24 protein-coding genes are annotated in these 26,946 nt (G+C 55.1%); 11 read left to right on the forward strand and 13 right to left on the reverse strand.

The window, feature by feature from the left end:
* The first annotated feature begins 6 nt into the window (after positions 1 to 6).
* The 5 genes from ACXAGA_RS11555 (at position 7) to aat (ending at position 4,289) form a co-directional block, all read left to right on the forward strand.
* Entirely contained in the window at positions 7 to 765 is a 759-nt protein-coding gene (locus tag ACXAGA_RS11555) for an ABC transporter ATP-binding protein (protein WP_086450229.1), read from the forward strand.
* 11 nt (positions 766 to 776) lie between these two features.
* On the forward strand, positions 777 to 1,526 hold the full coding sequence (locus ACXAGA_RS11560; RefSeq protein WP_475117628.1) for an ABC transporter ATP-binding protein: 750 nt from the start codon (positions 777 to 779) through the stop codon (positions 1,524 to 1,526).
* 189 nt (positions 1,527 to 1,715) lie between these two features.
* Positions 1,716 to 2,213, forward strand: coding sequence for an acetyl-CoA carboxylase biotin carboxyl carrier protein (accB, locus tag ACXAGA_RS11565; protein ID WP_475117629.1), 498 nt, complete (start codon positions 1,716 to 1,718; stop codon positions 2,211 to 2,213).
* 10 nt (positions 2,214 to 2,223) lie between these two features.
* Positions 2,224 to 3,573, forward strand: coding sequence for an acetyl-CoA carboxylase biotin carboxylase subunit (gene accC / locus ACXAGA_RS11570; protein WP_475117630.1), 1,350 nt, complete (start codon positions 2,224 to 2,226; stop codon positions 3,571 to 3,573).
* 65 nt (positions 3,574 to 3,638) lie between these two features.
* The gene (aat, locus tag ACXAGA_RS11575; protein ID WP_475117631.1) at positions 3,639 to 4,289 is read left to right on the forward strand and encodes a leucyl/phenylalanyl-tRNA--protein transferase; all 651 of its coding nucleotides are present in this window, start codon (positions 3,639 to 3,641) and stop codon (positions 4,287 to 4,289) included.
* Here the strand turns inward: aat and ACXAGA_RS11580 are convergent.
* The 11 genes from ACXAGA_RS11580 to ACXAGA_RS11630 all read right to left on the reverse strand — a co-directional run bounded on the left by ACXAGA_RS11580 (position 4,253) and on the right by ACXAGA_RS11630 (position 17,405).
* Positions 4,253 to 4,609, reverse strand: a complete 357-nt coding sequence (locus ACXAGA_RS11580) for a DUF2155 domain-containing protein (RefSeq protein ID WP_475117632.1) — start codon at positions 4,607 to 4,609, stop codon at positions 4,253 to 4,255. The genes aat and ACXAGA_RS11580 overlap by 37 nt on opposite strands.
* Complete coding sequence (gene mlaD, locus ACXAGA_RS11585; protein ID WP_475117633.1) at positions 4,606 to 5,052, reverse strand: outer membrane lipid asymmetry maintenance protein MlaD; 447 nt, start codon at positions 5,050 to 5,052, stop codon at positions 4,606 to 4,608. The genes ACXAGA_RS11580 and mlaD overlap by 4 nt, the downstream gene beginning before the upstream one ends.
* A 13-nt stretch (positions 5,053 to 5,065) precedes the next feature.
* Positions 5,066 to 5,449 carry an NADH:ubiquinone oxidoreductase subunit NDUFA12 gene (locus tag ACXAGA_RS11590; protein ID WP_475117634.1) on the reverse strand — a complete coding sequence of 128 codons (384 nt, stop codon included), beginning with the start codon at positions 5,447 to 5,449 and terminating at the stop codon, positions 5,066 to 5,068.
* Positions 5,450 to 5,531: 82 nt separating this feature from the next.
* Positions 5,532 to 5,891 (reverse strand): RidA family protein, encoded by a 360-nt coding sequence (locus tag ACXAGA_RS11595; RefSeq protein ID WP_475117635.1) that lies wholly within the window; start codon positions 5,889 to 5,891, stop codon positions 5,532 to 5,534.
* Between the two features lie 100 nt (positions 5,892 to 5,991).
* Positions 5,992 to 7,260 (reverse strand): ATP-dependent Clp protease ATP-binding subunit ClpX, encoded by a 1,269-nt coding sequence (gene clpX, locus ACXAGA_RS11600; RefSeq protein ID WP_475117636.1) that lies wholly within the window; start codon positions 7,258 to 7,260, stop codon positions 5,992 to 5,994.
* A 109-nt stretch (positions 7,261 to 7,369) separates the two neighbouring features.
* Positions 7,370 to 7,990: an ATP-dependent Clp protease proteolytic subunit gene (locus ACXAGA_RS11605; protein WP_086450219.1), complete on the reverse strand. Its 621-nt coding sequence runs from the start codon at positions 7,988 to 7,990 to the stop codon at positions 7,370 to 7,372.
* Between the two features lie 207 nt (positions 7,991 to 8,197).
* The gene (locus tag ACXAGA_RS11610; RefSeq protein ID WP_475117637.1) at positions 8,198 to 9,370 is read right to left on the reverse strand and encodes a beta-barrel domain-containing protein; all 1,173 of its coding nucleotides are present in this window, start codon (positions 9,368 to 9,370) and stop codon (positions 8,198 to 8,200) included.
* Positions 9,370 to 11,583: an ATP-binding cassette domain-containing protein gene (locus ACXAGA_RS11615; RefSeq protein ID WP_475117638.1), complete on the reverse strand. Its 2,214-nt coding sequence runs from the start codon at positions 11,581 to 11,583 to the stop codon at positions 9,370 to 9,372. Before ACXAGA_RS11615 ends, ACXAGA_RS11610 begins: the two co-directional genes overlap by 1 nt.
* Entirely contained in the window at positions 11,580 to 12,905 is a 1,326-nt protein-coding gene (locus tag ACXAGA_RS11620) for a TolC family protein (RefSeq protein WP_475117639.1), read from the reverse strand. The genes ACXAGA_RS11615 and ACXAGA_RS11620 overlap by 4 nt, the downstream gene beginning before the upstream one ends.
* A 70-nt stretch (positions 12,906 to 12,975) precedes the next feature.
* A complete protein-coding gene (locus ACXAGA_RS11625; RefSeq protein WP_475117640.1) occupies positions 12,976 to 16,431 on the reverse strand; it encodes an Ig-like domain-containing protein in 3,456 nt (1,151 codons plus the stop codon).
* Between the two features lie 140 nt (positions 16,432 to 16,571).
* The gene (locus ACXAGA_RS11630) at positions 16,572 to 17,405 is read right to left on the reverse strand and encodes a YihY/virulence factor BrkB family protein (protein ID WP_475117641.1); all 834 of its coding nucleotides are present in this window, start codon (positions 17,403 to 17,405) and stop codon (positions 16,572 to 16,574) included.
* Between the two features lie 82 nt (positions 17,406 to 17,487).
* Between ACXAGA_RS11630 and ACXAGA_RS11635 the strand changes: the two genes are divergently transcribed.
* Both ACXAGA_RS11635 and ACXAGA_RS11640 read left to right on the forward strand, forming a co-directional pair.
* Positions 17,488 to 18,135 (forward strand): nucleoside/nucleotide kinase family protein, encoded by a 648-nt coding sequence (locus tag ACXAGA_RS11635; protein ID WP_475117642.1) that lies wholly within the window; start codon positions 17,488 to 17,490, stop codon positions 18,133 to 18,135.
* Between the two features lie 78 nt (positions 18,136 to 18,213).
* Positions 18,214 to 19,845 (forward strand): alpha-D-glucose phosphate-specific phosphoglucomutase, encoded by a 1,632-nt coding sequence (locus tag ACXAGA_RS11640; RefSeq protein ID WP_475117643.1) that lies wholly within the window; start codon positions 18,214 to 18,216, stop codon positions 19,843 to 19,845.
* On the opposite strand, the gene ACXAGA_RS11645 is transcribed toward ACXAGA_RS11640, so the two are convergent.
* Entirely contained in the window at positions 19,838 to 20,092 is a 255-nt protein-coding gene (locus ACXAGA_RS11645) for a hypothetical protein (protein ID WP_086450211.1), read from the reverse strand. The two genes, ACXAGA_RS11640 and ACXAGA_RS11645, sit on opposite strands and share 8 nt — an antisense overlap.
* A 191-nt stretch (positions 20,093 to 20,283) precedes the next feature.
* Positions 20,284 to 21,540 (reverse strand): MGH1-like glycoside hydrolase domain-containing protein, encoded by a 1,257-nt coding sequence (locus tag ACXAGA_RS11650; protein WP_475117644.1) that lies wholly within the window; start codon positions 21,538 to 21,540, stop codon positions 20,284 to 20,286.
* Between the two features lie 273 nt (positions 21,541 to 21,813).
* Here ACXAGA_RS11650 and ACXAGA_RS11655 point away from each other — a divergent pair, with 273 nt between their 5' ends.
* From ACXAGA_RS11655 to ACXAGA_RS11670, 4 genes are all read left to right on the forward strand, one after another.
* Positions 21,814 to 22,698, forward strand: a complete 885-nt coding sequence (locus tag ACXAGA_RS11655) for an MBL fold metallo-hydrolase (protein ID WP_475117645.1) — start codon at positions 21,814 to 21,816, stop codon at positions 22,696 to 22,698.
* 26 nt (positions 22,699 to 22,724) lie between these two features.
* Positions 22,725 to 24,398 carry a bifunctional protein tyrosine phosphatase family protein/NAD(P)/FAD-dependent oxidoreductase gene (locus ACXAGA_RS11660; RefSeq protein WP_475117646.1) on the forward strand — a complete coding sequence of 558 codons (1,674 nt, stop codon included), beginning with the start codon at positions 22,725 to 22,727 and terminating at the stop codon, positions 24,396 to 24,398.
* A 57-nt stretch (positions 24,399 to 24,455) separates the two neighbouring features.
* Positions 24,456 to 26,195: a SulP family inorganic anion transporter gene (locus ACXAGA_RS11665; protein WP_475117647.1), complete on the forward strand. Its 1,740-nt coding sequence runs from the start codon at positions 24,456 to 24,458 to the stop codon at positions 26,193 to 26,195.
* Positions 26,196 to 26,319: 124 nt separating this feature from the next.
* Complete coding sequence (locus ACXAGA_RS11670) at positions 26,320 to 26,844, forward strand: tetratricopeptide repeat protein (protein ID WP_475117648.1); 525 nt, start codon at positions 26,320 to 26,322, stop codon at positions 26,842 to 26,844.
* Positions 26,845 to 26,946 lie beyond the last annotated feature (102 nt).

Below are 26,946 nucleotides of genomic sequence, written 5' to 3' on the forward strand. Positions count from 1 at the left end.
ACCAAAATGGGTATTCTAGAAGTCAAAGGCGTCAACAAACGCTTTGGTGGTTTGCAAGCGCTGGGTGACGTGAACCTAAGCATCAAGGAAAACACCGTACACGCAATTATCGGCCCGAACGGGGCCGGTAAATCCACCCTGCTGAACTGTCTGGTCGGCAAACTGATCCCGGATTCAGGTTCGGTCATGTTCGACGGGCAATCCGTGCTGGGGCGTAAACCGCATGAAATCAACCAGATGGGCATTTCCCGCGTGTTCCAAACACCGGAAATCTTTACCGATCTGTCGGTGATCGAAAACGTGATGATCCCTTGCTTTGCCAAACGTGACGGCGCATTCCGCCTGCACGCAGTCGAAGCCGTGGCCAGCGAAAAAGACATTGTCGAACAGGCCGAACAAATGCTGGCTGACGTGAACATGCTGGACAAACGCAACATGCATGCAGGGTCCATGTCGCGCGGTGACAAACGCCGTTTGGAAATGGCGATGTGTCTGGTGCAAAACCCGAAACTGTTGCTGCTGGACGAACCAACCGCAGGTATGGCGCGCGCTGACACCAACAACACCATCGATCTGCTAAAAGAGATCAAGGAAAAGCGCGACATCACCATGGCGATCATCGAACACGACATGCACGTTGTGTTTTCCTTGGCTGAACGGATCACCGTTCTGGCCCAAGGCACGCCGCTGGTCGAAGAAACGCCAGAAAACATCAAAGGCCACCCCAAAGTACGCGAAGCGTATCTGGGTGAGGCGCAGGTCTAAGGGGGCTGATTATGAACAAACCGTTCGACAAAAATGTGAACAACGCCGCCACCCATCCCAAATACCTTAGCGTTTGGGACATTCAGGCCTATTACGGCGAAAGCTATATCGTGCAAGGCGTCAGCTTTGACATCCACGAAGGCGAAATTCTGGCGCTATTGGGCCGGAATGGCGCGGGCAAAACATCGACCCTGCGGGCGCTGGCGCGCATGGACGATCCTGAACTGAAACATGGTGAAATCTGGCTGGACCACCAGCCATTGCACAACATGAAATCGCATCAGGCCGCCGCCGCAGGTATCGCGCTGGTCCCCGAAGACCGCCGCATCATCCCCGGCCTCACGGTCGAAGAAAACCTGAAACTGGCCCAAATCGCCCCGCCAATCGGTTGGTCGCTAGAACGCATCTATGAACTGTTTCCCCGCCTAAAAGAACGCCGCACCCAAGAAGGCGTCACCCTATCGGGCGGCGAACAGCAGATGCTGGCCATCGCGCGGGCGCTGGCGCGTGACATCAAAGTGTTGTTGCTAGACGAACCATACGAAGGTTTGGCGCCGGTGATCGTTCAGGAAATCGCAAAGACACTAAACATCATCCGCGATCAGGGCATCACGACGATCATCGTGGAACAGAATGCTGTGGCCGCGCTGACGTTGGCGGACCGCGCGGTCATTCTGGACACAGGCACGGTTGTTTTCGACGGCTCTGCCAAAGAGGTGCTAGAGGACGAAGCCCTGCGCGCCAAATATCTGGCGATCTGATCTTTCGCACAGATACATTCGCGTGAAACATTCTTACTGGCTCGTACGTTGTGCGGGCCAGTTCGCGTTTATTCCCCCCTTTTTCATATGGGATATGCTTTGCAGCCCCCGATCCTTGGCGTATAAGCCCGTATCAACCGCAAAACGTCTTGCGGACGCAACGTAATGGCAAAAAGGCCGAGGACACTTATGAGCAAAGAACGCAGCCACGACGGCGATGTGAGCTTTATCCGCGCACTGGCGGAACTACTGCGCGAAAACGAACTGACCGAACTAGAGGTTGTTCGCGATTACGGTGAAAACGACAGCCTGAACGTCCGCGTCAGCCGTCAGCAGAACGTTGTACAAACCGTTGCTGCCGCCCCTGCCCCTGTCGCAGCAGCACCAGCCGCCGCCGCGCCAGCCGCTGCCGCCGCTGCACCTGCTGCATCGAACGACGATCCTGCATCGCATCCGGGCGCTGTGACATCGCCAATGGTTGGCACCGCCTATCTGTCGCCAGAACCAGGCGCCGCTGCATTCATCACCGTTGGTCAATCGATCAAAGAAGGCGACACCCTGCTGATCGTCGAAGCGATGAAAACCATGAACCAGATCCCGTCGCCGAAATCCGGCACCGTGAAACGCATTCTGGTCGAAGACGGATCGCCTGTCGAATTCGGCGCGCCTCTGGTTATCATCGAATAAGGCCTGTCCAATGTTCGATAAAATCCTCATTGCGAACCGCGGCGAAATCGCCCTTCGGGTCGTGCGCGCCTGCCGCGAAATGGGTATCAAATCGGTAGCGGTCCATTCGACCGCTGACGCCGACGCGATGCACGTCCGCATGGCAGACGAAGCGATCTGTATCGGCCCGCCTTCGTCCGCGTCATCCTACCTGAACTTTCCTGCGATCATTTCGGCCTGTGAAATCACCGGCGCCCAAGCGATCCACCCAGGCTATGGTTTCCTGTCGGAAAACGCAGCCTTTGTTCAGGTTGTCGAAGATCACGACCTGACCTTTATCGGTCCGTCGGCTGCGCACATCCGTATGATGGGCGACAAAATCACCGCAAAAGAAACCGCCAAAGAACTGGGTATTCCAGTTGTTCCGGGTTCCGACGGTGGCGTACCTGATTTGGAAAACGCGAAAAAAGTCGCGGCCGAAATGGGTTACCCTGTCATCATCAAAGCGACCGCCGGTGGCGGTGGCCGCGGGATGAAAGTGGCCCTGTCGGAAAAAGACATCGAAACCGCATTCCGCACCGCCCGTTCCGAGGCAAAAGCGGCTTTCGGCAACGACGAAGTCTACATGGAGAAATACCTCCAGAAACCACGTCACATCGAAATTCAGGTGTTCGGCGATGGTCATGGCAACGGCGTACATTTGGGCGAACGCGATTGTTCGCTGCAACGCCGTCACCAAAAGGTATTCGAAGAGGCTCCAGGCCCCTGCATCACCGAAGAAGAGCGCAAGCGCATCGGTGACATCTGTGCCAACGCGGTTGCCAAAATGGGCTATTCGGGCGCAGGCACCATCGAATTCCTGTACGAAGATGGCGAATTCTATTTCATCGAAATGAACACCCGTCTGCAGGTGGAACACCCAGTGACCGAAGGCATCTTTGGTGTCGATCTGGTGCGCGAACAGATCAATGTTGCCGCAGGTAACAAACTGTCGTTCACCCAAGACGACCTGAAAATCAACGGCCACGCGATCGAAGTCCGCATCAACGCGGAACGTCTGCCGAATTTCACCCCATGTCCGGGTAAAATTTCGCAGTATCACGCTCCGGGTGGTTTGGGCGTTCGTATGGATTCGGCGCTGTATCAGGGCTATTCCATCCCGCCCTATTACGACAGCTTGATCGGCAAACTGATCGTTCACGGCGCGGACCGTACCGAAGCGCTGGCGCGTTTGAACCGCGCATTGGGCGAATTGATCATCGATGGCGTTGAAACCACAGTGCCGCTATTCCACGCACTGCTGGCAGAACCAGACGTTCAGACAGGGAATTACAACATTCACTGGCTGGAAAAATGGCTGGCCGCGAACATCGAAAACTAATCAGAACGCGCCCCAAATTGGGGCGCGCTCTTTTTTTGCGGAACGTTTGGGCGTAAGGTCCGATCATGCGCGATACGCCCCCCACCCTGACCCCAGAATTGCTGATCAACGCCTATGCGGCGGGGGTCTTTCCAATGTCGGAATCGCGCGACGATCCTGAAATTTTCTGGGTCGATCCCAAAATGCGCGGCATTATCCCGATTGACGGTTTCCACATCTCTAGATCACTGGCCAAAGCGATGCGTAAATCGGACTGGCGGGTCAGTTATGACACGGCTTTTCGCGACGTCATGACAGGCTGCGCAGACCGCGAAGAAACGTGGATCAGCGACACGATTTTTGACCTATACGGACAACTTTTCGATCTGGGCGTCGCACATAGTGTTGAATTGTGGGAAGGTGAAACGCTTGTCGGCGGCAGCTATGGCATCGCATTGGGCAGCGCGTTTTTCGGCGAAAGCATGTTTTCGCGCCGCACAAACGCATCGAAAATGGCGCTGGCATGGCTGACAGACCATTTGCGGCAATGTGGATTCACATTGTTTGACACGCAGTTCCTGACGCCACATCTGGCATCACTGGGCGGCATTGAAATTCCGCGCGCCGATTATCGCGCGCGTTTGTTCAAAGCCCTGCAAATACCGGCCGATTTCTATTCTGTGGAAACGATAGCGTCCGCTCAGGACGTAATACAGCGCACGACCCAAACGTCGTAACGCGGATGTTCCATCGCGCTGACAGCGGGCGCAGAGGCAATCATCCAACCGTCGAAAACCGGATCAGGCTGATTGTTGTAAAACGCCGTCAGTTCCGCATAAGCATCACCAGACGGGTTATCGACAGGATAGCGGCATTCGTTCAAAACAACCTGCAAATGGCCGACCGTTGCGCGATCACCAATGGACAGGTTCAACGTAGTCACCTGCCCTGTGATTTTGTCCAGCAAACGCAAATCTGCGCCATTGGCATTTGCCGCATCCTGCGCCAGCGCAGGCGTTGCAAACATTGCTGCAGACAGAACAGCCGCGCGGATCATTGCTCGCCCCCGCCGGAAACGAATTTCAGCAGCAAATTCATCAGGCTCACCGAACCTTGGGTATCCAGAATCTCGGCTCCTGCGGCATAGTTATCGAACGATGCACCAGGCAGAATTTCGACGAAATTACCGCCCAACAATCCTTCGGACGCGATAATAGCGGTGCTATCGTCAGGAACAGGGACGCCGTCATGCAGAGACAAAACGGTCGTGGCGCGGAAAAGATCGGTATCCAAAGCAATATCGGTCACGCGGCCAACCTTGACGCCAACCATGCGCACGTCGGTGCCGACGCTCACGCCTTCGATCGACCGGAAAGAGGCCGTTAGATCATAACTGCCCGTACCGCCCAAATCGGCGAATTGAGATGAATAGGCCAAAAACCCACCGGCGACGGCCAGAACGGCCGCCCCAACGATGGTTTCTGTGACGGAACTTGCCATTTAGGCGGTATCCTTATTCAGGCTGCCATGCCTCGTAATCCGAACGTTCCACCGTGTCATTGCGGCGGATCGAACCCGAAGGCGCATAAGCAAAAGAGGTACCGGTCAGGTTTTCCTGATGCGGTTTTTCCCATGCTTTGTGGACCAATGGTTTTTCGGATGGGGTTTCATCCCATGTGCGATGCAGCCAACCGTGCCATTCAGGCGCGATACGCGATGCTTCGATTTCACCGTTAAAGATGACCCAGCGGCGGGAATCGTCACGGGTTTTGTAGAACACATTGCCCTGCTCGTCCTCGCCTACTTTGACGCCTTTGCGCCAAGTAAACAGTTGGGTGCCAATGGTTTGACCGTCCCACCAAGTCAGAACACGTTTAATGAAGTTCAGTAGGCCCATGGACCGCTCCCTTAATTCGTCAGTCACGTTATGTCCCAACGGGCACCAAAGGTCCAGTGCCCGCAAGGGTATAGCGCAGAAATTAGCCTGCCAGCGCAGTTACTTCGATTTCGATCCGGTATTTCGGGTCGATCAGGTTTGCTTCGATCATGGTCGCTGCAGGCGGGTTAGCACCGAACGCGTCGCGCAGGGTCGGCCAGCAAGGTTCAAATTCAGCCGCATCCGGCAGGTAATAGGTCACGCGCACGGTTTTCGACAGATCGCTGCCGGCTTCTTTCAATGCGTTGGAAATGGTGGTCAGCGCGGCTTTGCACTGTTCAACAACATCATCGCCTTGACCCACGGTGCCTGCGACATGGACGAAACCGCCCGCAACTACAGCGCGGCAATAGGCCATTTTTTCTTCGAATGGGCTGCCGGTGAATACACGTTTCATAGTCATCTGAGACTCCCCTAAATTTGCAATGGCTTTGCCGTAAACAGCCGCCACAGTCCAGAGGGATAATGCGCATAAAAAAACCGCCCCGAAGGGCGGTTTTGAATTAGCTTGCCGATGCTTTGTCTTCTTTGGCGTCTTCGCCAAAGATCATCAACGGTTTGGCGTCCGGCCCAACGGCCTCTTCGTTGACGACAACCTCGGTCACGTTTTCCATGCCCGGCAGGTCGAACATCGTATCTAGCAGGATGTCCTCTAGGATCGACCGCAGACCACGTGCACCGGTTTTGCGTTCGATTGCACGGTCCGCAATCGCCTTTAGCGCATCATCGGTAAACGTCAGGTCGACGCCTTCGATTTCGAACAGTTTCTGATACTGTTTGACCAGCGCGTTCTTTGGCTGGGTCAGGATCGTGATCAACGCGTCCGCATCCAGATCGGTCAGGGTCGCGATCACAGGCAGACGGCCAACGAATTCCGGAATCAGACCGAATTTCAGCAGGTCTTCAGGCTCCAGATCCTTGAACACTTCACCAACGCCGCGGCTGTCTTCTTCGCGGACGTCCGCGCCAAAGCCCATGGAGGTGCCTTTGCCGCGCTGCGCGATGATTTTGTCCAGACCCGCAAACGCACCACCACAGATGAACAGGATGTTCGTGGTGTCCACTTGCAGGAATTCCTGCTGAGGATGCTTGCGGCCACCTTGCGGTGGAACCGATGCAACGGTGCCTTCCATGATCTTCAGCAGCGCCTGCTGAACACCTTCGCCCGACACGTCGCGGGTGATCGAAGGGTTGTCCGACTTGCGGGTGATCTTGTCCACTTCGTCGATATACACGATACCGCGCTGCGCGCGTTCCACGTTGTATTCCGACGCCTGAAGCAGTTTCAGGATAATGTTTTCAACGTCTTCGCCCACATAACCGGCTTCGGTCAGGGTGGTCGCATCCGCCATGGTGAACGGCACGTCCAGAATCCGGGCCAACGTCTGCGCAAGCAGAGTTTTACCGCAACCCGTTGGGCCGATCAGCATGATGTTGGATTTCGCCAGTTCGATATCGCCGGATTTCGACGAATGATGCAGACGTTTGTAATGGTTATGCACAGCCACCGACAAAACGCGTTTTGCGTGGGCCTGACCGATGACATAGTCATCCAGAACCTTACAAATATCGGTTGGAGTTGGCACACCTTCGGTCGACTTCAATCCCGAAGATTTGGTTTCTTCGCGGATAATATCCATGCACAGTTCGACGCATTCATCACAGATAAATACCGTCGGGCCCGCGATAAGCTTGCGCACCTCGTGCTGGCTTTTGCCGCAGAAGCTGCAGTAAAGAGTGTTTTTGCTATCGCTGCCAGTCGTATTCGCCATATTGGTCCCTCGGGCGGTAAATCGTAACATCGTCGGGTGCCCCGTCTGGATAGACTAAGACAGCCCGACCCGCTCCACAATGTCAAAAAACCGAAAACGGTCTCACAGCTTATTCAGCTGCGTCGCCACGGCTTTCTAGAATTTCATCGATGTGACCCCAGTCCTTCGCTTCCTGAGGAGACATAAAGTTATCGCGCTCCAGCGCGCTTTCAACCACGTCCAGCGGTTGGCCGGTGTGTTTCACGTACAGACCATACAGCTGTTCGCGGATTTTCTGAGTCTCGCGCGCATGGATCATGATGTCGGTTGCTTGGCCCTGATACCCGCCCGATGGCTGGTGCACCATGATGCGTGCATTCGGCAGCGCAAAACGCATACCTTTTTCGCCCGCCATAGACAGAACCGACCCCATAGATGCGGCTTGGCCAACAACCAGTGTCGATACTTTCGGACGGATGTACTGCATCGTGTCGTAGATCGACAGACCAGCGGTCACAACGCCGCCGGGGCTATTGATGTACATGCTGATTTCTTTTTTCGGGTTTTCCGATTCTAGGAACAACAGCTGCGCCACGATCAACTGCGCCATCCCATCGTGAACGGGCCCGTTCACGAAAATGATGCGTTCCTTCAGCAGGCGCGAAAAGATATCGTATGCACGTTCGCCGCGGGCTGTCTGTTCGACAACCATTGGAACCAGGTTGGCATATGTTTCGATCGGGTCTTGCATTCTTACTGCCTCAAAGTTGGTGACACGTAGTTAATCTATAATCGGTAATTCTCTACAGAGTCTTAGTGGCCATATACGGGGGCTTCAAGACCGCCCGCGTCAGTGTTTCGTTTCATAGTGATTAGAGCGCCAAACGCGCGCGCCCACAAGGCGTGCGTAAAAATAATGTGGGGGCCAGATGGCCCCCACGCAATTTAATAGCTTTCTCTACGGCTCTCGCAACGCTTCTTGGCCGCGATACAAAGGCTTTGTCAGGTATTGCAAGACGGTTTTCCCACCTGTGTGCAACTCGACCGTTGCCTGCATCCCTGGCCGAATTTCAATTTCGCGCTGACGATCGGTCAGGTTTGTTAGATCCACAGCCAACGTCACTTTGTAATGCGGATCACCATCGGCCACGCGTTCGTCTTTGAATGTATCGGCCGAAATCAATGTAACCTCGCCCGTCAGCGTGCCGTAAATAGTGTAGTCATAAGCAGACAATTTCACCGTTGCGGTCTGCCCCGCCCGCACATTTGCAATATCTTCGGGGGGCACGCGCGCTTCGACAAATAGTTCATCGCCAATCGGAATGATCTGGAAAATTTCTTCTCCGGGGCGAATGACGCCGCCAATTGTCGTGACCCCCAGATTATTCACGATGCCGGCCATAGGCGCAGTAATCACAGTGCGCGACAATTGGTCCTGCGCCGTGCGGAGCTCTTGCGTCAGCGTGGCCAGAACCTGCAGCGTTTCAGAATACAGGTTTGCGCGCTCCAGCTCTGCGCCTGTCACGATATCGTTGTAACGGATCTGCGCATCGGAATGCGCTTTGCGGGCATCTGTGACTTCGAACAAAGCGACGATTTCGCGTCTGTACATATCTTCCATTGACGATAATTCACGCTGCGTTTCCGCCAAAACCGCCGACGCGCCGCGCAGCTTGCTTTGATAATCGGACTGACGTGCCGCCAACAATGCCCGTTCGGACGCAACAATTGCTGGGCTATGAGCTTCGATCAGCGGGTCCACGACAAAATCGCTTTGCCCCGCGATCTCGGCTTCTAATCTGATGCGGCGGATTTCGGCGGCGACCAATTGATCGCCCAAATCATCCACGCGCGCCTGAAATTGAGTTCCGGCCAGACGGGCGATCACTTGCCCGGGTTCAACCACATCCCCTGGCTGAACCAACAATTCCGCCAAAATGCCGCCCTCTAGGTTTTGAACGACCTGAGGACGTGCGCCCGAAATAATCTCTCCATCAGCACGGACGATTTCGTCGATCCACGCGAATTTCGCCCAAGCGATAAAAATCAAAACCGCCGCAGCCACGATCCATATGATCCGGCTGGACGATTTCAATCCACTGTCTAATTCCGTATCGACCGTTGCCGGCATTACCCCGTCGCCTTTTTGTTGCGCAGATGCGCAAGCACTTCTTCGCGCGGCCCATCAACGGCCAAGCGTCCGTTCTGCAAAATGACAGTCCGCGACGTCAGCTGCAAGATAGGCAAACGGTGAGTTGCAATAATGGCCGTACGCTGCCCCAGCCAATGGTCCAAACGCGTCACCAAAGTTTGTTCTAACGTTTGATCCAACGCGGCGGTTGGTTCGTCCAACAGGCAGACTTTGGGATCTTGGAGCCACAAACGCGCCCAACCAATAGATTGACGCTGGCCGACCGACAGGCCCTGCCCCGCATCAGAGATCGGCATATCCAGACCCTTTGGGTGGCTACGCACGAATTGGCCCAAACCTGCAAAATCCAGCGACTGCAGCAGGCGTTCGTCATCACGCTCGAGCATGGTCATGTTCAGGTTATCGCGCAACGTGCCTGCGAACAGGCGTACCTCTTGGCCCAGATAGCCGATGTTGCGGCGCAAATCGCGCGGCATGACCTGCGCCATATCAACGCCGTCGATCATCACGCGGCCCGCTGTCGGCGGATATATACCCGACAGGATTTTCATCAATGTCGATTTGCCCGACCCGTTCGCACCCAGAATAGCAACGCGCTGGCCTGCCTCGATTTTCAGGCCAGAGATATCGACAACGCGATCGCTTTCTTCGTCGTATTTGAACATCAGATCGCGAATTTCATACGCGCCATCAATGGTGTCGCGGCGCAGATAGGTGCGCGATTCATCTGTATCCTGCGGGGCGTCCGCGATTTTATCCAATGCCTCTAGCGCGGTTTTCACATTCGACCAACGCGCCATGGTGCCAGCCAATTGCGTCAAAGGACCCAATGTGCGCGACGTCAAAATACCAACCGCGATGATGGTGCCCACGGTGAATTCACCCGAAAACACCATAAATGTGCCGGTCACAACTGCCGCGATATAGGTCGCTTGTTGTACGCCTTGGCTCCAGAATGTCAGAGTAGACGCCAATTTACGCTGTTCACTGGTGGCCAGAGAATTCAGCGCGGACAGTTCAGACCATTGGCGGCGAAACCGATCTTCGCCGCGGGTCGCTTTGATCGTGTCGCTTTCATATACGATTTCATGCAGCAGACGCGTGGCTTTGGTGCTGGCACCTTGGGTCTGGCGGGTCAGTTTGATCATGCGGCGCTGCATGAAAAAGCTGGGCAAAACCATCAGCAAACCACCCGCGAACAACACCCAAACGATGTTGCCACCAATGGATGCGACCAACGCAAGGAATAGCACGATAAACGGCAAATCGGTCATCGTGCCAATCGTCGACGCAGTAAAGAATTCGCGGATCGTGCTGAATTCACGGACGGCAGAAAATGTCTGGGACTGGCTGTTGCCTGCGTTCGCGCGCATGCCCAGAATTTTATCGACCAACAACTGCTGAACCTTTAGTTCAATCTGGCGGCCTGCCCCATCCATCAAACGGGCACGTGCGATGCGCAAAAACGCCTCTAGCACCATGGCCAGACCTGCGCCAATCGCCAGCACCCATAAGGTCGCTGTGGATTGGTGCGGAATGACGCGGTCATAAACCTGCAGCGAAAACAACGCGATGGCGACGGCCAACAGGTTTGCCACGAAGGATCCCAGCGCAACCTCGGCCACGTGACGGCGGAATTTACGCAATTCGCCCCAGAACCAATGCGACTGTTTACCTTTGGACGCATGGCGGCGCGACAGTTCACGCACGGCGACATCCGCGCGCACAACCGTACCCGCAAAAACAGGCATAAATTCGTTCAGCGCCACCTCTGCGCGGTTCCCGACGCAGGTGGTGTCATAGATAAACAGCGTATTTCCCTGCTGCTCCAGAACCAACACCATCTGCCCCGAAGTCATTTCAGCCAAAGCCGGCCACAGCGACGCAACAGGCGTTTTGATCGACTTTTGCGTGGCCACCAAACCAGACGAAGACAAAGCGCCAGCAATCGCTGGCATGGTCACGTCATCGCTGCCTTCGCTGACGATTTTTTCCAGCAAATCCGCACGCACAACATCGACGCCCAAAATACCCGCGTAAACCGATGCAAGATCTGCACGGTTGCGGGCGCGTTCGGAAAATCGGTCTTCGTATTTTGCCGGCTCTGCCGTTGGCGCGGTTGGTTTTTCCGTGCGTTTGATCCGCGCGCCTTTGCCCGCGTTGATATCAAATGCGATTACAGGACCCTTCATATCCGGCCTCCGTCGACCAATGCGCCTTGGATTGCAGCGATTTTCAGCTCTACCAACGCGATTTGATAAGGGAACGCAACCATTGCCCGTTCGGTCCGTACCTTGGTTTCAAAAACGCCAACGACGTCGTTCACGGTACGCTGACCTTCGCGCAGTTGGCTTGCGAAAATGTCGTAGTTCGCAGCGGCCTGCGATGCAATAGACCGCGCCTGTTCGGCCTGACGCTGTAGGCTGGCCAGTTCCGATTCCAAAGCGCGCAACTGGCGGTTCGTGTCTTCGCGTGATTGCGCGACCTTGGCTTCGGCGGCTTGCGACTGGGCTTCGATCGCTTCGCGTGCTGCGCCGTTTCCAAACCCAATACCATTAGGAATAACCGCGCCCAGATTGAAATCAGAGCCGTTGTTCGTCACCGATCCGGTCGCGGACAACCCAGGCAGATACCCTGCGCGCGCGATTTTGGCTTCGGCGATCTGGCGGCTGGCTTCGGCTTGGGATTTGGCAACCGACAGCGGGATCGAAACCGCAGAGGTCACAGCAAGAGCCGACAGCCCCGTCACATCCGACACCGAATGCGCCGACATCGCGTTTAGTTCGGCAATGGCGGCACCTGCCTCTTCGCGGTCGGACATCAGATCAGACTGCATCTGATTCAGTTTCTGTTCGACAATTTGCAGATCCGCACGGTTTGAAACACCGCCCCGCACGCGTTCGCGCATGATGTAGGCAAAATGGTTCATGCGTTCCATTGCGGCCGCGTTCACCGCAGCCGTTGCGCGATTTTCTTCGGCGCGCAGGTACAGTTCCAGCGCGGTCAGAACGCGTTGGTTTGTGTCTTGGGCCAATGCGACAGCCGCGACTTCGACATCTGCGACGGCGTAGTCACGTTCAGCTTTGCGGCGACCATTATCAAACAGCGCCTGTTCAACAACCAACCCCGCCACAACCGACCCCAAAGAGGTCAGGCTAATTTGCGGGCCTAACGTGGGTAGCCAATTGGTCGACGCGGCCTCTGCCCGCAAACGCGCGGCGCGCAGTTCGGCTTCGGCTGCGCGGGAATTGGCGTCTAGAACAGCATCGGCCACGGTGGCAAAAGGACCGTCAGGCAAGACCGATTGACGTGCCAAAAGGCTGTTGATGACAGCGCTTTGTTCGCCTGTGGCCATTTCCGGCGACAGTACGTTTTGCGGTTCAGTGTCCGCAGATTTGTTCATGAACGGTAGATCACCCAACTTTGGCATCGTCGGGGTTTCCATGCAACCGGCCAAAACAGTTGTCAGAGCGAATGCCGAGAACGCTGTTTTGAAAATTGCATAGGTCTTCACAGGATTATCGCCAATTTCGTCAGGGTCTGGATCAAACGGGGCACCTGAAATCAGGCGCCCCGTCAATGATTTAGATGATGACGTTGATGTCTTCGTTCACCAGAACGGTACCGTCATCGCCCAGCGTGTAGATGTCGTAGGTGGACCCGTCTACATCACGGGTCGCGCCCGTAGCCGTTGCGCCAGTCATGGTGACCGTGTCGTCATTGCCGCCCAGAATGGTCAGTTCGCCCAGACCGCCGGTCAGATCTTCGATATCTTGCGCCGACAGTTCCAATTCGCTGTTTTCCGCAAACTGCAGGTCGATCGAACGGATATCGAAACCATCCAAACCAGAGTTGTCGATATTCACGATGTTTGTGCCTGCTTCGTCCAGTACGAACAACGTCGACGTTTCGTTACCAGCTGCATCGGTCGATGCCAGAACCAGCTGCGATCCATCAGGAACGGCCTGATCGAAATACAGGTCAACTTCGTTGTAACGCGCGTCTTGAACGGCATCAGCGGTCAGTTCAGTCACGCCGCCTGTGCCGGACACTTTGAACACCTGCAGGTCAGTGTCTTCGTCAGCGATACCGATCGAACGCAGACCGTCACGGCCCTGATCCAACGATGTGACGACAGGCGCATCAGGACCAACGGTGTCGATTTCAATCGTCGATGTTTCGGTGCGCTGGTTACCCACGGCATCCGTTGCAACGATGGTGACATTCGCATCATATTCGCCAGCGCGGATTTCATCAGCGTGGTAGTGAACGGTCCAGTTGCCATTCGCATCCACAGTCGCAACGCGCGCGATCCCGTCAAAAGTCACAACAACAGTCGAACCGGGTTCCACCTGCCCTGTCAGGGTCAGACCGTCCGCCAATTCAGCCGCATTCGCAACGTTATCGGTTTCGGCAGCAGCCATGGTCAGAGTGTTAACGATAGTATCGACTTCGACCGTTTCAGTGATCGTGCTGACGTTGCCCGCAGGGTCGGTCGCACGGGCGGTCAAGGTTGCCTCGTATTCGCCACCCGGAATTTCCGAAGCCGCAAAATCAACCGACCATGTGCCGTCTGCGCCAGCCTGAACGGTGCGGGTTGCACCGGCAAAGCTAACGACAACGGTCGAACCTGGTTCAACAGTCCCCGAGAAGGAAATGCCATCCGATGCTTCGGCACCGCTAACCATACCGTCGCCTTCGACCTGCATTTCAGAGAATGCGTAGTCATCAACATGGGTATCAACATCGACGGTATCTGTGACCGTTTTGCTGTTACCTGCAGCATCAGTGATCGTTGCTGTTACATCGGTTGTATATGTGCCCGCAGGAATTTCGGACGTCAGGAATGTCGACGACCAGCTGCCATCTGCAGCGGCGACGACCTGATGCGATGCAGCACCCAGTGTCACCGTGACCGTCAGACCCGGCGTTGCCGTACCGCTGATGACCACACCATCGGCGACTTCGACCGCGTTGATGACATCGTCAATTTCAATCGGGTTGGACGACAGCGCAACATCACCAGCAACGGTATCAACGCGCACGCTTTCGGTCAGCGACGACGTATTGCCAGCCGCGTCAGTCGCGGTAATGACTAAATCGGTGTCATATTCGCCCGTTGGGATCGAACCCGCAGGATACGTGACCGACCATGCGCCCGACGCCGTGACGGTTGCGGACATCGAAACGCCAGCCACCGTGACGGTCACGGTCGAACCTGGTTCAACCATACCCGAAGCCGTGATCGACTGGCCCTGTTCGTCCAGATTGATCACGCCATCACCACCGACAGCGCCGCTGGTGTGGGTCAATGTGTTCACGACAGTATCGTAGTCGATCGTTGTCGAAGACGTTTCCACGTTGCCCGATGCATCGGTTGCAACTGCGGTCACTTCGATATCGCCTTCGCCGGTTGGCAATTCGGCCGCGGTCCACGTCGCAGACCAAGTCCCATCGGCACCTGCGGTCACAGTGCGGGTTGCACCGTTCATGGTGACTTCGACGGTCGAACCTGCCTCTGCCGAACCGGTCAAAGTCAGACCAGCGGTCGCCTCAGCCGCGTTGATGACACTGTCATCGCCGCCAGCGGTTGCATCAATCGACAGACCCATTTCGGTATCGATGTGAATAGTGCCCGTGGTGGTCGCAGTGTTACCTGCCGCATCCGTTGCAACAACATTAACATCGGCATCATAAGTGCCTGGCTCAATGTCATTTTCGGTAAATGTCACTGTCCAGTTGCCGTTCGCATCGGCGGTGACGGTGTGCGTGACCAAACCGATGGTCACATCAACAGTCGCACCCGCCTGCGCGGTTCCCGAAACATCAAAGCCTTCGGAGTGTTCGACAGAGTTTACAACGCCGTCACCTGCGATTGTTGCATCGCTTAGCGTCACGTCCGTCACGGTATCAATGGTGACGGTCCCTGTGGTCGTTGCAACGTTGCCGTAGGCGTCGGTTGCTTCGACGGTAACCTCTAGATCATATTCGCCTTCGACCAACTGATCGTTGGATAGGGTCAGCGTCCACGTATCACCGGAAACGGTTGCCTCGTGGGACATGCCGTCCACAGTGACGATGACAGTCGATCCTTCTTCGACGGTGCCGGTCAAAACAACGCCGCCTTCGAATTCTTCGCCGTTTACAACACCATCGCCACCTGTGGTTTCATCCATCGAAACAGTGGTTTGCGTGTCGAACTGAATTTCAGTTGTGATGGTTTCGGTTTGATCGCCAACCGTAATGGTTACGGTCGCTTCGGTGGTGTATTCGCCTTCTGGCAATAGGCCGGGTTCATAGACAACGGTCCATGTTCCGTCTTCGCCCACCGTGGTGGTCGCGGTTTCGCCTTCGACTGTTACGGTGATTTCGCCGTCTACAGTACCCGTGCCCGAAATGACCACACCATCGGAATAATCGTCACCTGTGACGACAGTGCCGTCCGCAGTTGTTGTACCTTCGGTGACGTCAACCGTTGGACCCGAGGAAGAACCGTTCGCGGTTTCACCCAGCAAAAGCGTACCGCCCAGAACTGCCGCGCCAACACCTGCACCAGCGGCACCCAAACCGCCCAAGCCAGTCAGCAGTGGGGCCGCCAACATGCCGACCTCTTCGTCGGTGCCGTAGACTTGATTATAGCCCGCAACCTGAACATCTGGCGTTTCCAAGAAGAACAGGTCGTCGTTCGGGCTCCATTTACCAAAGGCCTCTGCCTCTGCGTAGTTCGCGTAATAATACGCGCCATCTGCCGCAGACAGCTCTACCTCGACCAACACACCGCCCGAAGACAGGTACAGGTTGTTTTCAGGGATACCCTCTGGGGAAAAGAACCCTTCGATCATGATCACGCGACCATCGATCAGCGCAACTTGCAGCGCTTGGCCTTCGCGCGAATAGGATTGAACCTGCGCACGCGATAGATTTAGGGAAATTTGTTGATCTTGGGTTGCAATAATGGATGCCGACGCACCGTCACCAGCCACAGAACCATGATACACTTCGCCCGCAACATTGCGAGCGACGAAATTAATCGCCGACATAACTACTACTCCGCCTCGATGCCGACCATTCTTTTGGCGATGGTTCGGCTACTCTTTTGATAATTACCTATCCAAAAAGCGCCACAATTTCTAGTGCGTTTTTTCCAAACAGCCCCAGTTTATGTGCTGTTCCACAATTTTTATGTGCGAATGCGCAACATTGCGACATTCAGAACACACCCCAGCAACACCAAATAGGAACTGATATACAGCCACATCAACATCGCGGCGACTGCACCGATTGATCCGTAGACTTCGTTATAGTTTCCGAAATTGGCCAGATAGTACGAAAACAACCACGACGCGCCGTACCACAGCACGACAGCCACCAAACTGCCGATCGTGAAAATACGGCCCCGTGTTGCGCCATCACCGTTCGGGCCGTAGCGGTACAGAATGCCTAGGGCGATCAGCAAAACCAACAGGGCCACGACCCAGCGCAGCGCCAGCAACAGGCCTTCGATTTCCGACGCCAAAGGCACAAAGGCGATGACCACCGGCGCAATAACCACCATGACCAGCGCGACAATGCCCACCCCGATCAAGGAAACGGTTAACCCGACCGCCGTTAACAAATGCCCCACACCGCTGCGCGCCTTTACACCTGTGATCGCATTCAGCCCGCGGATCAGCGCACCAACCCCTGCCCGCGCAGACCAAAGGGCGATTCCCAACGACACGATAGACGCCCAACCCAGCGTTGTGCTTTCCGCCGTGAGTAATCGGTTCACCTGTGCCCGCAACAAATTAAACACGTCCGCAGGTATGAATTCGCGCAAAAGGTTTAACTGATCCGAAATAACAACCGGATCGGCGATTAACCCGAAAACCGCGATTGATGCCGCGATTGCGGGAAAAATCGAAAATAACCCGTAAAACGCTACGCCCGCTGAAATAAGATCCAGATCGTTTGCAGACCACACCTTGCGAAAGGCAGTCGTCGCTGCCAATAATTTTGAAAAAGCCCCGCTCATAACTATGACATTGTAATGCAGCACCGCAGGATTCAAGTGCATTACAACGCCATAAATGTGCGGATAACGAACAGGCACACCAATGGCACACAATCTAAACCTGACCCCAAAGGTCAATCTAGCGCTGGATGAAATCGAAACGCGGCTGGAAAACGTGCCCCGCATTATCGTTGCCCTAACCGGGGCGCCGGCATCGGGGAAATCCACCCTATCAACGGAACTGTTACGCCGATTGCAGCTGAAAAAAATCTCGGCTGCGGTTGTGCCCATGGATGGGTTTCATTTGGACAATGACATTCTGGATGAAATGGGCATGCGCGCGCGTAAAGGTGCGCCCGAAACATTCGACGCCGATGGGTTCATCCACATGATCCGCCGGATCAAATCAGGCAAACCCGTTTACTACCCCGAATTTGATCGGCCCCGCGATATTTCCATCGCAGGCAAAGGCTATGTGTCCCCGAACACTCAGGTCATCATTGTCGAAGGCAATTACCTGATGTTCGACGAAGCCCCATGGCGCGAACTGGCCGACCTGTGGGATTTCACGATCCGCTGGGACGTACCACTGCCCGAATTGCGCGCGCGTCTTATTCAACGCTGGTTGTCGCTTAACCATTCCAGCGCAAACGCCCTGCGCCGCGCCGAAGGAAATGACATTCCCAATGCCAAACGCATCATTGAACGCGCTTTGCCTTGCGATTTGGTCCTAAAAGGCGTCGAAGATTGACCGATTGCGGTTGAGGTCGCGCAGAACTGTCATACACTCAGGGTATTATCGGCACTATTCCCGACCCAAGGATTTTAAATGACTGTTTTGACGATCTCGACCCAACCGATTGAGGGTCAGAAACCAGGCACCAGCGGCCTGCGTAAAAAGACCCGCGTTTTCATGGAACCCGGTTTTCTGGAAAACTACGTTCAATCTATTTTCGATGGCATTGGCGGCGTCAAAGGCAAAACGCTGATTGTGGGCGGCGACGGCCGCTATTTCAACGACACTGCCATTCAGATCATTTTGCGTATGGCCGCAGCGAATGGCGCAGCCAAATGCACCGTTGGCCGTGGCGGCATCCTATCGACGCCCGCCGCATCGAACCTGATCCGCAAATTGAAAACAGACGGCGGTTTGATCCTATCGGCCAGCCACAACCCCGGCGGCATCGACGAAGATTTCGGCCTGAAATACAACGGTCCAAACGGCGGCCCCGCGAATGAAGGCGTCACCGATAAAATTTACGCCCGCACCACTGAAATTGACACTTACTATACCGTCGATGCGGATGACATTGATCTGGGCACGATTGGGGCGACCGAAATCGCGGGCATGTCGGTGGAGATCATTGATCCCGTCAGCGACTACGCGGCCTTGATGGACCAGATTTTTGACTTTGACGCGATTGCAGGTTTGTTCAAATCGGGTTTTTCGATGAAATTCGACGCGATGCATGCGGTCACGGGGCCGTATGCGGTCGAAATTCTGGAAAACCAGCTGGGCGCGCCCAAAGGCACAGTGATGAATGCAACGCCCCTGCCCGATTTCGGCGGAGGGCACCCTGACCCGAACCCCATTTGGGCGCATGAATTGATGGACATCATGACCGGTGAAAACGCGCCTGATTTTGGCGCTGCGTCGGATGGCGATGGTGACCGCAACATGATCGTCGGTCGCGGCCAGTATGTCACGCCGTCGGATAGTCTGGCCGTGCTGGCAGCCAACGCCCATCTGGCCCCTGCTTATGCCGATGGATTGGCCGGCGTCGCGCGGTCCATGCCGACATCTGCCGCCGTAGACCGCGTTGCCGCAGCCAAAGGAATCGATGTGTTCGAAACGCCTACGGGTTGGAAATTCTTTGGCAACCTACTGGATGCAGGCCGCGCAACCCTATGCGGCGAAGAAAGCGCAGGCACAGGGTCCAACCATGTTCGCGAAAAAGACGGCCTATGGGCAGTTCTGTTGTGGCTGAACATCCTTGCCGCGACAGGCAAATCCGTGGCCGATTTGATGTCTGACCATTGGGCCGAATATGGTCGCAACTATTACAGCCGCCACGATTACGAAGCCGTCGACACAGATCGCGCGAATGCATTGATGGATGGATTGCGGGGCCAATTTGCGTCGCTACCGGGGAAATCGTTCGGCCCGCTGACCGTTTCGACGGCAGACGAATTTGCCTATGACGATCCGGTGGATGGCAGCCATTCTGCCGGTCAGGGCATCCGCATCGGATTCAGCTCGGGCGCGCGCGTGGTGTTCCGTTTGTCAGGAACCGGCACCCAAGGCGCGACAATCCGCGTTTACCTAGAAAGCTATGAAACCGATCCAGCGGCCCTGCACAATGATGCGCAATCGGCGCTTACAGACATCATTGCAGCCGCTGATGCGATTGCGGGCATCACCACCCACACGGGCCGTGATGCGCCTGATGTAATTACTTGACCAATTGCAGCACTGGCTGTGCTGGAACAATTTCAACGTCGCCGTGAAATTCAATGACAGGGCGGCGTTGAGCATCCCCAATCGCAGACACATTGATTAAAGCCTGCGTGAACGGCTTTTTCCCAGTGTTCGGACGGAAATCATAGTTCATCACACGGATGGATGGTCGGGGCGTGTTTCCCACTTTCACCTGAAAAAAGTGAAAGCCCGTTTTGCCCATCGATACTTTTACGTTACGCTTGCGCATAGTTTTATTCCCGAGGCAGCAGTCTATTCAGCAAGTTCAACAGTATATATGCATGTACTTTTAGATAGCCCGTTAGCGCTAAACCTATCCTAATTCGCCAAAACTGTGACACCGCAAGCACCCTTTTTCTACAATAGGGTGTGCGCAAAATTGGCCGGTAAACCCTGACCCTGCCTAGATTTTCGAATCGATTAGAATCGCCCCTTGGCGTGCGGCGATGCCCAAGTCAGCCAAATTGCCGCCGTCCACGTGAAATGCGTGCCGCCCGCGGGCGCACCGTCCAGTGGACTAAAATATTCATAAAACCCGTGTTCGGCGATCAACTTTTGCGTCCGCTTGCGCAGACGTTCGGCATGAACAGTGTGTCCCGTTTCAGCCAGACCAATTCCGATCAACGAATTGAACATCCCCCAGACAGGACCGCGCCAATAACGCAGGTGATTGAAATGCGGATCTTCGGGGTCGTTGGACGGGATCCCAAAGTCGACCGTTTTCATGATCCGATCATAGTGGGTAAGCATGCGGTCGTCTTTGATCCCTGCAAACCAGCACAAGAATGATGCGCAAGACAGCGAATGGGTGAATTTCCCGGTTCGAGTATCGACGGAATCATAATGCCCACGTTCATCGTTCCAGTGGCGTTCGACGCCTTTTTTCAGGATTTTGATCCAGCCTTCGATTTCATCGACTTCGTGATCCAGTTCGACCGCGATATGCAACAGGTCACGGCAGGCCCGCAAAAACAGGAACGTCATGCCAACGTCCCCCACACGGAACGGGCCGTCTGATTTAATCACTTTTTCATCGTATCCGGCATCGCGGCTAAACTGCACCAAAGCCAGATATTTATCATAGTCTTCTTTTTTAGGGCGCATCGACGGATCGACATGATCGGTATCGCGGCGATGATATTCGCCCACATTCGACCCATCGACGTTCGCCAAAGCATCGTCCCAGTCGATGGCGTTATCGCGGCCCGATTCCCATGGATGGGTGATCACCACCATCCCGTCTTCGATGCGGTTTTTCATAAACCACCGATGCCAGCTGACCAAACGCCCGTATAGCAGCTCCATGTGGACACGGCCGTAATGTTTATCGGCCTCGTATACTGCGCGCGCCATGGTCGCTGCGATTGGCGGTTGGGTGATGCCTGATGTATGCGGCACGCGTTCCAAGTTCCAAACGTCTGGCCCAGGGAAATATCCGATGGCCTGTTTGTGGAACACGATATGCGGGACCATGCCGTTATCCCACTGCCCCGTGAACAGCGTTTCCAATTCAGCCCATGCACGGCGCACGTTAAAGCTTGAAAAACCCCAAGCGGCGAATGCGCTATCCCAGTTCCATTGGTACGGATACAGCCCCTTTGTGGGGACGGTGTATAACCCGCGATCGTTTTCTTGCAGAATCTTGCGGGCTTTCTTGTCGATCTTGTCGTAGTTCATCGTCCGTCCTTTGGGGCGCATTGGGCTGCGCTTTATCCTATTGGACACCTGCGCCCCCCAAAGAGCCAGCCCTGAGAGCCAATTTTCGCAACACAAATCCCCGACTGCTTAATAATTGAGCAGGGCCATTTGATCTAAATCAAAAAACATATTCTGTTTTTTAGATATTTCTTTTCTGCGCTCACGATACACCCGTTGACAGACAGATAATCTGCCCCCATATATCAAACAAATGAAATGTATTGGGGTCCCGCCCCTCCGAAGGAGATAAATATGACCACTTACCCAGTGAACATGTCCGTAAAGCCAGAAGTGAAAGCCTTCTTCGACGAAGCAACTTGGACCATTTCCTATGTGGTCAAGGATCCTGAATCGAATAAATGCGCAATCGTAGATTCAGTAATGGACATCGATTACGCCGCTGGCCGCATCACCTATGAATCGGCCGATGAAATCATCCAGTACGTTCAAGACAACAATCTGGAAGTCGAATGGCTGATCGAAACCCACGTACACGCTGACCACCTATCCGCTGCGCCATACATCCAGCAGAAAACAGGCGGCAAAATCGGTATCGGCGAACACATCAAAACCGTCCAAGACGTGTTTGGCAAAGTGTTCAACGAAGGCACCGAATTCCAGCGTGATGGATCGCAATTCGACGCTCTGTTCAAAGACGGCGACACTTATACTGTCGGGTCGATGAACGTCGTAGCAATCCACACACCGGGCCACACGCCGGCCTGTATGGTACACGTGTTTGGTGACGCGGCTTTTGTTGGTGACACACTATTTATGCCTGACGGCGGTTCGGCACGTGCCGATTTCCCAGGCGGCGATGCTGGCATCCTGTTCGACAGCATTCAAAAAGTCCTGTCCCTGCCCGAAGAGATGCGCCTGTTCATGTGCCACGATTACGGCCCGAACGGCCGCGACATTCAGTGGGAAACCACCGTCGGCGACGAAAAGAAACACAATATCCACGTCGGCGAAGGCAAATCCAAAGAGGATTTCGTCAAATTCCGCACCGAACGCGATGCACAGCTGGACATGCCACGCCTGATCATCCCGTCGCTGCAGGTCAACATGCGCGCTGGTGAAATCCCTCGCGATAAAGACGGAAATCCAATGCTCAAAGTGCCCGTAAACGGCCTTTAATCACCCCACGTCCGGAGGAGACATCCGTGGAACTGAACCAAATCAACAAACGCCTAACCGTGTCGCCGCAAATCACCGTGGACGATGTTAAGACGATCGCAGACGCGGGTTTCCGTGCGATCATCTGTAACCGCCCCGATGGCGAGGGTGCCGATCAACCCACGTTCGAGGAGATCGATGCAGCAGCACAGGCGGCGGGTCTGAAAACCGTTTATATGCCCGTCACATCTGGCAAGGTACGCGACGAAGACGCCGCTGTTTTTGGCGAAGCCATGGATACTCTGCCCGGGCCTGTATTTGCCTATTGCCGCACCGGCACACGTTCGGCGACCCTGTGGTCGCTAAGCGCGGCACAATCAACGCCGACCGCTGACATTCTGGCCGCAACCAAGGCGGCTGGATACGATATGGGCGGCGTCGTGCGCCGCATCGTAAACGGCGGCAAAACACCCACCGATCAAACAGACGCATCCTATGACGTTGTGATTGTCGGTGCGGGTGCGGGCGGCATTTCGGTCGCATCGTCGCTGAAATCGCGCAAACCGGATCTGGACATTGCGATCATCGACCCTGCCGATATCCACTATTATCAGCCGGGTTGGACATTGGTCGGCGGCGGCGTTTTCCACGCCGAAGACACAGCCAAAACCATGGGCATTCTAATCCCCAAAGGCGTCCATTGGATCAAAGCAGCCGTTGCCGCGTTTGAACCCAAAGATAACGCCGTCATTTTGGATGGCTGCCGTGTTGTCGGGTATAAACGTCTGATCGTTGCACCAGGTATCAAACTGGACTGGAACCGCATCGAAGGTCTGGTTGAAACGCTGGGCCGCAATGGCGTGACATCGAACTATCGCTATGACCTTGCGCCATACACGTGGAAACTGGTCCAAGAGATGAAAGAAGGCCGTGCTATTTTCAGCCAGCCGCCCATGCCGATCAAATGCGCAGGTGCACCGCAAAAGGCGATGTATCTGTCGGGCGACCATTGGTACAAAAACGGTGCGCTGAATAACATCCAGATTGATTTCAACAATGCTGGCGGCGTGCTGTTTGGCGTCAAAGATTATGTTCCCGCACTGGAAACATACATCGCGAAATACGGCGTAAACACCAACTTCTTCCATAACCTTGTTTCGATCGACGGCGATGCGAAACAGGCAACGTTCGAAGTGGCCAAGCCAGACACCGAAAAGACCACCGTGACGGTCGATTTCGACATGATCCACGTGGTGCCGCCGCAGGTCGCACCTGATTTTATCCGCGTGTCGCCTTTGGCAGATGCCGCGGGATGGGTCGATGTGGATCAGGCAACGCTGCGCCACAAAACCTATGAAAACATCTGGTCGCTGGGCGACGTGATGAACGCCCCGAATGCGAAAACCGCAGCAGCGGCACGCGTTCAGGCGCCAGTGGTTGCCGAAAACGTCTGCGCAGACATCGACGGCAAATCGGCGGTTGCGCAATACACGGGCTATGGTTCGTGCCCGCTGACAGTGGAACGCGGCAAAATCGTTCTGGCTGAATTCGGATACGGCGGCGTGTTGAAACCATCGTTCCCCAAATGGCTGCTGAACGGCACCAAACCGACCCGCGCGGCGTGGTTCCTAAAAGAAACCGCCCTGCCCCCAATCTATTGGAAAGCGATGCTACGTGGCCGTGAATGGATGGCCAAACCAGAGAGCATCACAGCAAAATAAACCAAACTGGGGCGCACACACGGCGCCCCGTTTCTCCTCTGATGAAAAGACAATCCCATGGCACGATCTGCTTTTGAAAAATACGTCCCCATGTTGGAATGGGGTCGGCGCTATGACAAAAATGCGTTCCAAAACGACCTAGTCGCCGCTGTGATCGTGACGATCATGCTGGTGCCGCAGTCATTGGCCTACGCATTGTTGGCTGGCCTCCCACCAGAGGCAGGCATCTATGCGTCGATCGTGCCGATCATTTTGTATTCCATCTTTGGTACATCGCGGACTTTGGCCGTTGGTCCCGTTGCGGTGGTGTCATTGATGACCGCTGCCGCCATCGGCAACATCGCGGAATCCGGCACTATGGGATACGCGACCGCTGCGCTGTCTCTTGCGTTTTTGTCCGGCGCGATGCTGCTGATCCTTGGGCTGTTTCGTCTGGGGTGGATCGCAAATTTCCTGTCGCACCCTGTGATCGCGGGTTTCATCACCGCATCCGGCGTTTTGATTGCCGCCAGCCAGCTGGGTCATGTTCTGGGCATTTCCATCTCTGGCCATTCGCTGCCCCACATGATCGAAAGCCTGTTTCACAACCTTGGCAACATGAACCCGATTACGCTGGTGATCGGCATCGTAGCGATTTCGTTTTTGTTCTGGGTCCGCAAGGGTCTGAAACCGCTGCTGCTATCCAAAGGTGTCCCGCCAAAGCTGGCTGATGTTCTGACCAAAGCAGGGCCTGTAGCCGCTGTTGTTGTGACCACAGGCATTGTCGCGATCTTCGGATTGGACAACTACGGCGTCAAAATCGTCGGCACCGTTCCTCAGTCGCTGCCGCCATTCACGCTGCCTGATCTATCGCCCAGTCTGCTGGGTCAACTGTTCGTCCCTGCCCTGCTGATTTCGATCATCGGATTTGTCGAATCCATTTCGGTCGCCCAAACCTTGGCTGCAAAGAAACGCCAGCGTATCGATCCAGATCAGGAACTGATCGGTCTGGGTGCTGCAAACTTGGGCGCGGCATTCACTGGCGGCTATCCTGTTACGGGTGGTTTCGCGCGTTCGGTCGTTAATTTCGATGCAGGCGCTGAAACTCCGGCTGCTGGTGCCTTTACCGCGATCGGCCTAGCCATTGCTGCGCTGGCCCTGACACCGCTGTTGTATTTCCTGCCCAAAGCAACGCTGGCCGCCACGATCATCGTCGCCGTGCTGTCCTTGGTCGATTTTTCGATCCTGAAAAAATCCTGGGCCTATTCCAAACAGGACTTTACCGCAGTGGCTGCCACAATCTTGCTGACTTGGGGCTTTGGCGTGGAAACGGGTGTCTCTGCGGGCGTCGGTCTGTCTGTTCTGCTGTTCCTGTTCAAAACATCCCGCCCTCACATCGCAGAGGTCGGCCTGATGGAAGGCACCGAACACTTCCGCAACATCAAACGGCACCCTGTTCTGACCAACGACAGTCTGGTTATGATCCGCGTCGATGAAAGCCTGTATTTCGCCAATGCACGCTATATGGAGGATTACATCTATGAACGCGTCCAACCTGATTGCGGAATTGACCACGTGGTCCTGATGATGTCGGCCGTGAATGCCATCGACTTTTCCGCACTGGAAAGCCTAGAGGCGATCAATTCGCGCCTGATGGATATGGGTGTCACGCTGCATATGGCCGAAGTCAAAGGCCCCGTCATGGACCGCCTGCAAACCGGCCACTTCCTAGAGGAAATGTCCGGACAGGTATTCCTGTCGCAATACGACGCCCTGCGATCGCTTGCGCCAGACATGCCGCTGGCAAAATCAGTCTAAAAGTCGAACATTTTTTCGCCAATACATTCAAAACGTATCAAATTTTGTGCAGTCGCAGTGAAATCACTGCGGCTACACGGCGAGTTTACAATTACTTTTTCCTCATCGGGCGTAATTATAGTCCATGAGCACACTAAAAAACATAACACCCCTTTTGGCACGCGGCGATTGGTCCGCTGCCGAAAACGCCCTGTTAGAGGCCGCATCACAACGCGGGGCTACAGCAGGCGTTTTTTACAATCTGGCCCGTGTGCTAGAGGCGCAGGGCAAAGATAACGAAATGATCCTATGGCTGCGCAAGGCAGTGGCCGTGGATCCGAACCATTCAATGGCATGGTATGAACTGGGCCGCGCACAAATGGCGCATGACCCCCAGGCTGCTGAAAAATCATTCACAAAGGCTGCGAAACTATCGCCTGGCGATCAAGATTGCTGGCGGCACATTGCCCGACTGCGCATGCGACTGGCCGATTGGGAAGGATGCGCAGCGGCTTTACAGGAATTGCCCGAGGATACCGAAACCCTATCCATCGCGTATCGCGTTGCCTGCGAAACGATCAACGCGGCATCCCCGCTGCACAGCCCAATCGCACAGCGGCCAGCAAACGAACCACGGTTGCCCACACCGTTTGCACAGCGGCGCCATTGATACATTATGTTTGTGGGTGGTACCCGCGGCCATATGTTAATGGTGTTGAGTACCCGTTATAGGCATCCCATGAGCTTCAAGCCCCAGTAAAACAAGGGCTAT

Source organism: Marivivens sp. ABH4_498 (assembly GCF_056160585.1).

Bases quoted from the DNA above. Each gene is read 5' to 3' on its own strand.
- ACXAGA_RS11655 (WP_475117645.1), top strand. From the start codon at position 21,814: ATGACCACTTACCCAGTGAACATGTCCGTAAAGCCAGAAGTGAAAGCC.
- ACXAGA_RS11560 (WP_475117628.1), top strand. From the start codon at position 777: ATGAACAAACCGTTCGACAAAAATGTGAACAACGCCGCCACCCATCCC.
- ACXAGA_RS11645 (WP_086450211.1), bottom strand. From the start codon at position 20,092: ATGCGCAAGCGTAACGTAAAAGTATCGATGGGCAAAACGGGCTTTCAC.
- ACXAGA_RS11610 (WP_475117637.1), bottom strand. From the start codon at position 9,370: ATGCCGGCAACGGTCGATACGGAATTAGACAGTGGATTGAAATCGTCC.
- clpX (WP_475117636.1), bottom strand. From the start codon at position 7,260: ATGGCGAATACGACTGGCAGCGATAGCAAAAACACTCTTTACTGCAGC.
- accC (WP_475117630.1), top strand. From the start codon at position 2,224: ATGTTCGATAAAATCCTCATTGCGAACCGCGGCGAAATCGCCCTTCGG.
- ACXAGA_RS11640 (WP_475117643.1), top strand. From the start codon at position 18,214: ATGACTGTTTTGACGATCTCGACCCAACCGATTGAGGGTCAGAAACCA.
- ACXAGA_RS11635 (WP_475117642.1), top strand. From the start codon at position 17,488: ATGGCACACAATCTAAACCTGACCCCAAAGGTCAATCTAGCGCTGGAT.
- aat (WP_475117631.1), top strand. From the start codon at position 3,639: ATGCGCGATACGCCCCCCACCCTGACCCCAGAATTGCTGATCAACGCC.
- accB (WP_475117629.1), top strand. From the start codon at position 1,716: ATGAGCAAAGAACGCAGCCACGACGGCGATGTGAGCTTTATCCGCGCA.
- ACXAGA_RS11665 (WP_475117647.1), top strand. From the start codon at position 24,456: ATGGCACGATCTGCTTTTGAAAAATACGTCCCCATGTTGGAATGGGGT.
- ACXAGA_RS11595 (WP_475117635.1), bottom strand. From the start codon at position 5,891: ATGACTATGAAACGTGTATTCACCGGCAGCCCATTCGAAGAAAAAATG.
- mlaD (WP_475117633.1), bottom strand. From the start codon at position 5,052: ATGGCAAGTTCCGTCACAGAAACCATCGTTGGGGCGGCCGTTCTGGCC.
- ACXAGA_RS11630 (WP_475117641.1), bottom strand. From the start codon at position 17,405: ATGAGCGGGGCTTTTTCAAAATTATTGGCAGCGACGACTGCCTTTCGC.
- ACXAGA_RS11590 (WP_475117634.1), bottom strand. From the start codon at position 5,449: ATGGGCCTACTGAACTTCATTAAACGTGTTCTGACTTGGTGGGACGGT.
- ACXAGA_RS11670 (WP_475117648.1), top strand. From the start codon at position 26,320: ATGAGCACACTAAAAAACATAACACCCCTTTTGGCACGCGGCGATTGG.
- ACXAGA_RS11650 (WP_475117644.1), bottom strand. From the start codon at position 21,540: ATGAACTACGACAAGATCGACAAGAAAGCCCGCAAGATTCTGCAAGAA.
- ACXAGA_RS11580 (WP_475117632.1), bottom strand. From the start codon at position 4,609: ATGATCCGCGCGGCTGTTCTGTCTGCAGCAATGTTTGCAACGCCTGCG.
- ACXAGA_RS11555 (WP_086450229.1), top strand. From the start codon at position 7: ATGGGTATTCTAGAAGTCAAAGGCGTCAACAAACGCTTTGGTGGTTTG.
- ACXAGA_RS11605 (WP_086450219.1), bottom strand. From the start codon at position 7,990: ATGCAAGACCCGATCGAAACATATGCCAACCTGGTTCCAATGGTTGTC.
- ACXAGA_RS11625 (WP_475117640.1), bottom strand. From the start codon at position 16,431: ATGTCGGCGATTAATTTCGTCGCTCGCAATGTTGCGGGCGAAGTGTAT.
- ACXAGA_RS11615 (WP_475117638.1), bottom strand. From the start codon at position 11,583: ATGAAGGGTCCTGTAATCGCATTTGATATCAACGCGGGCAAAGGCGCG.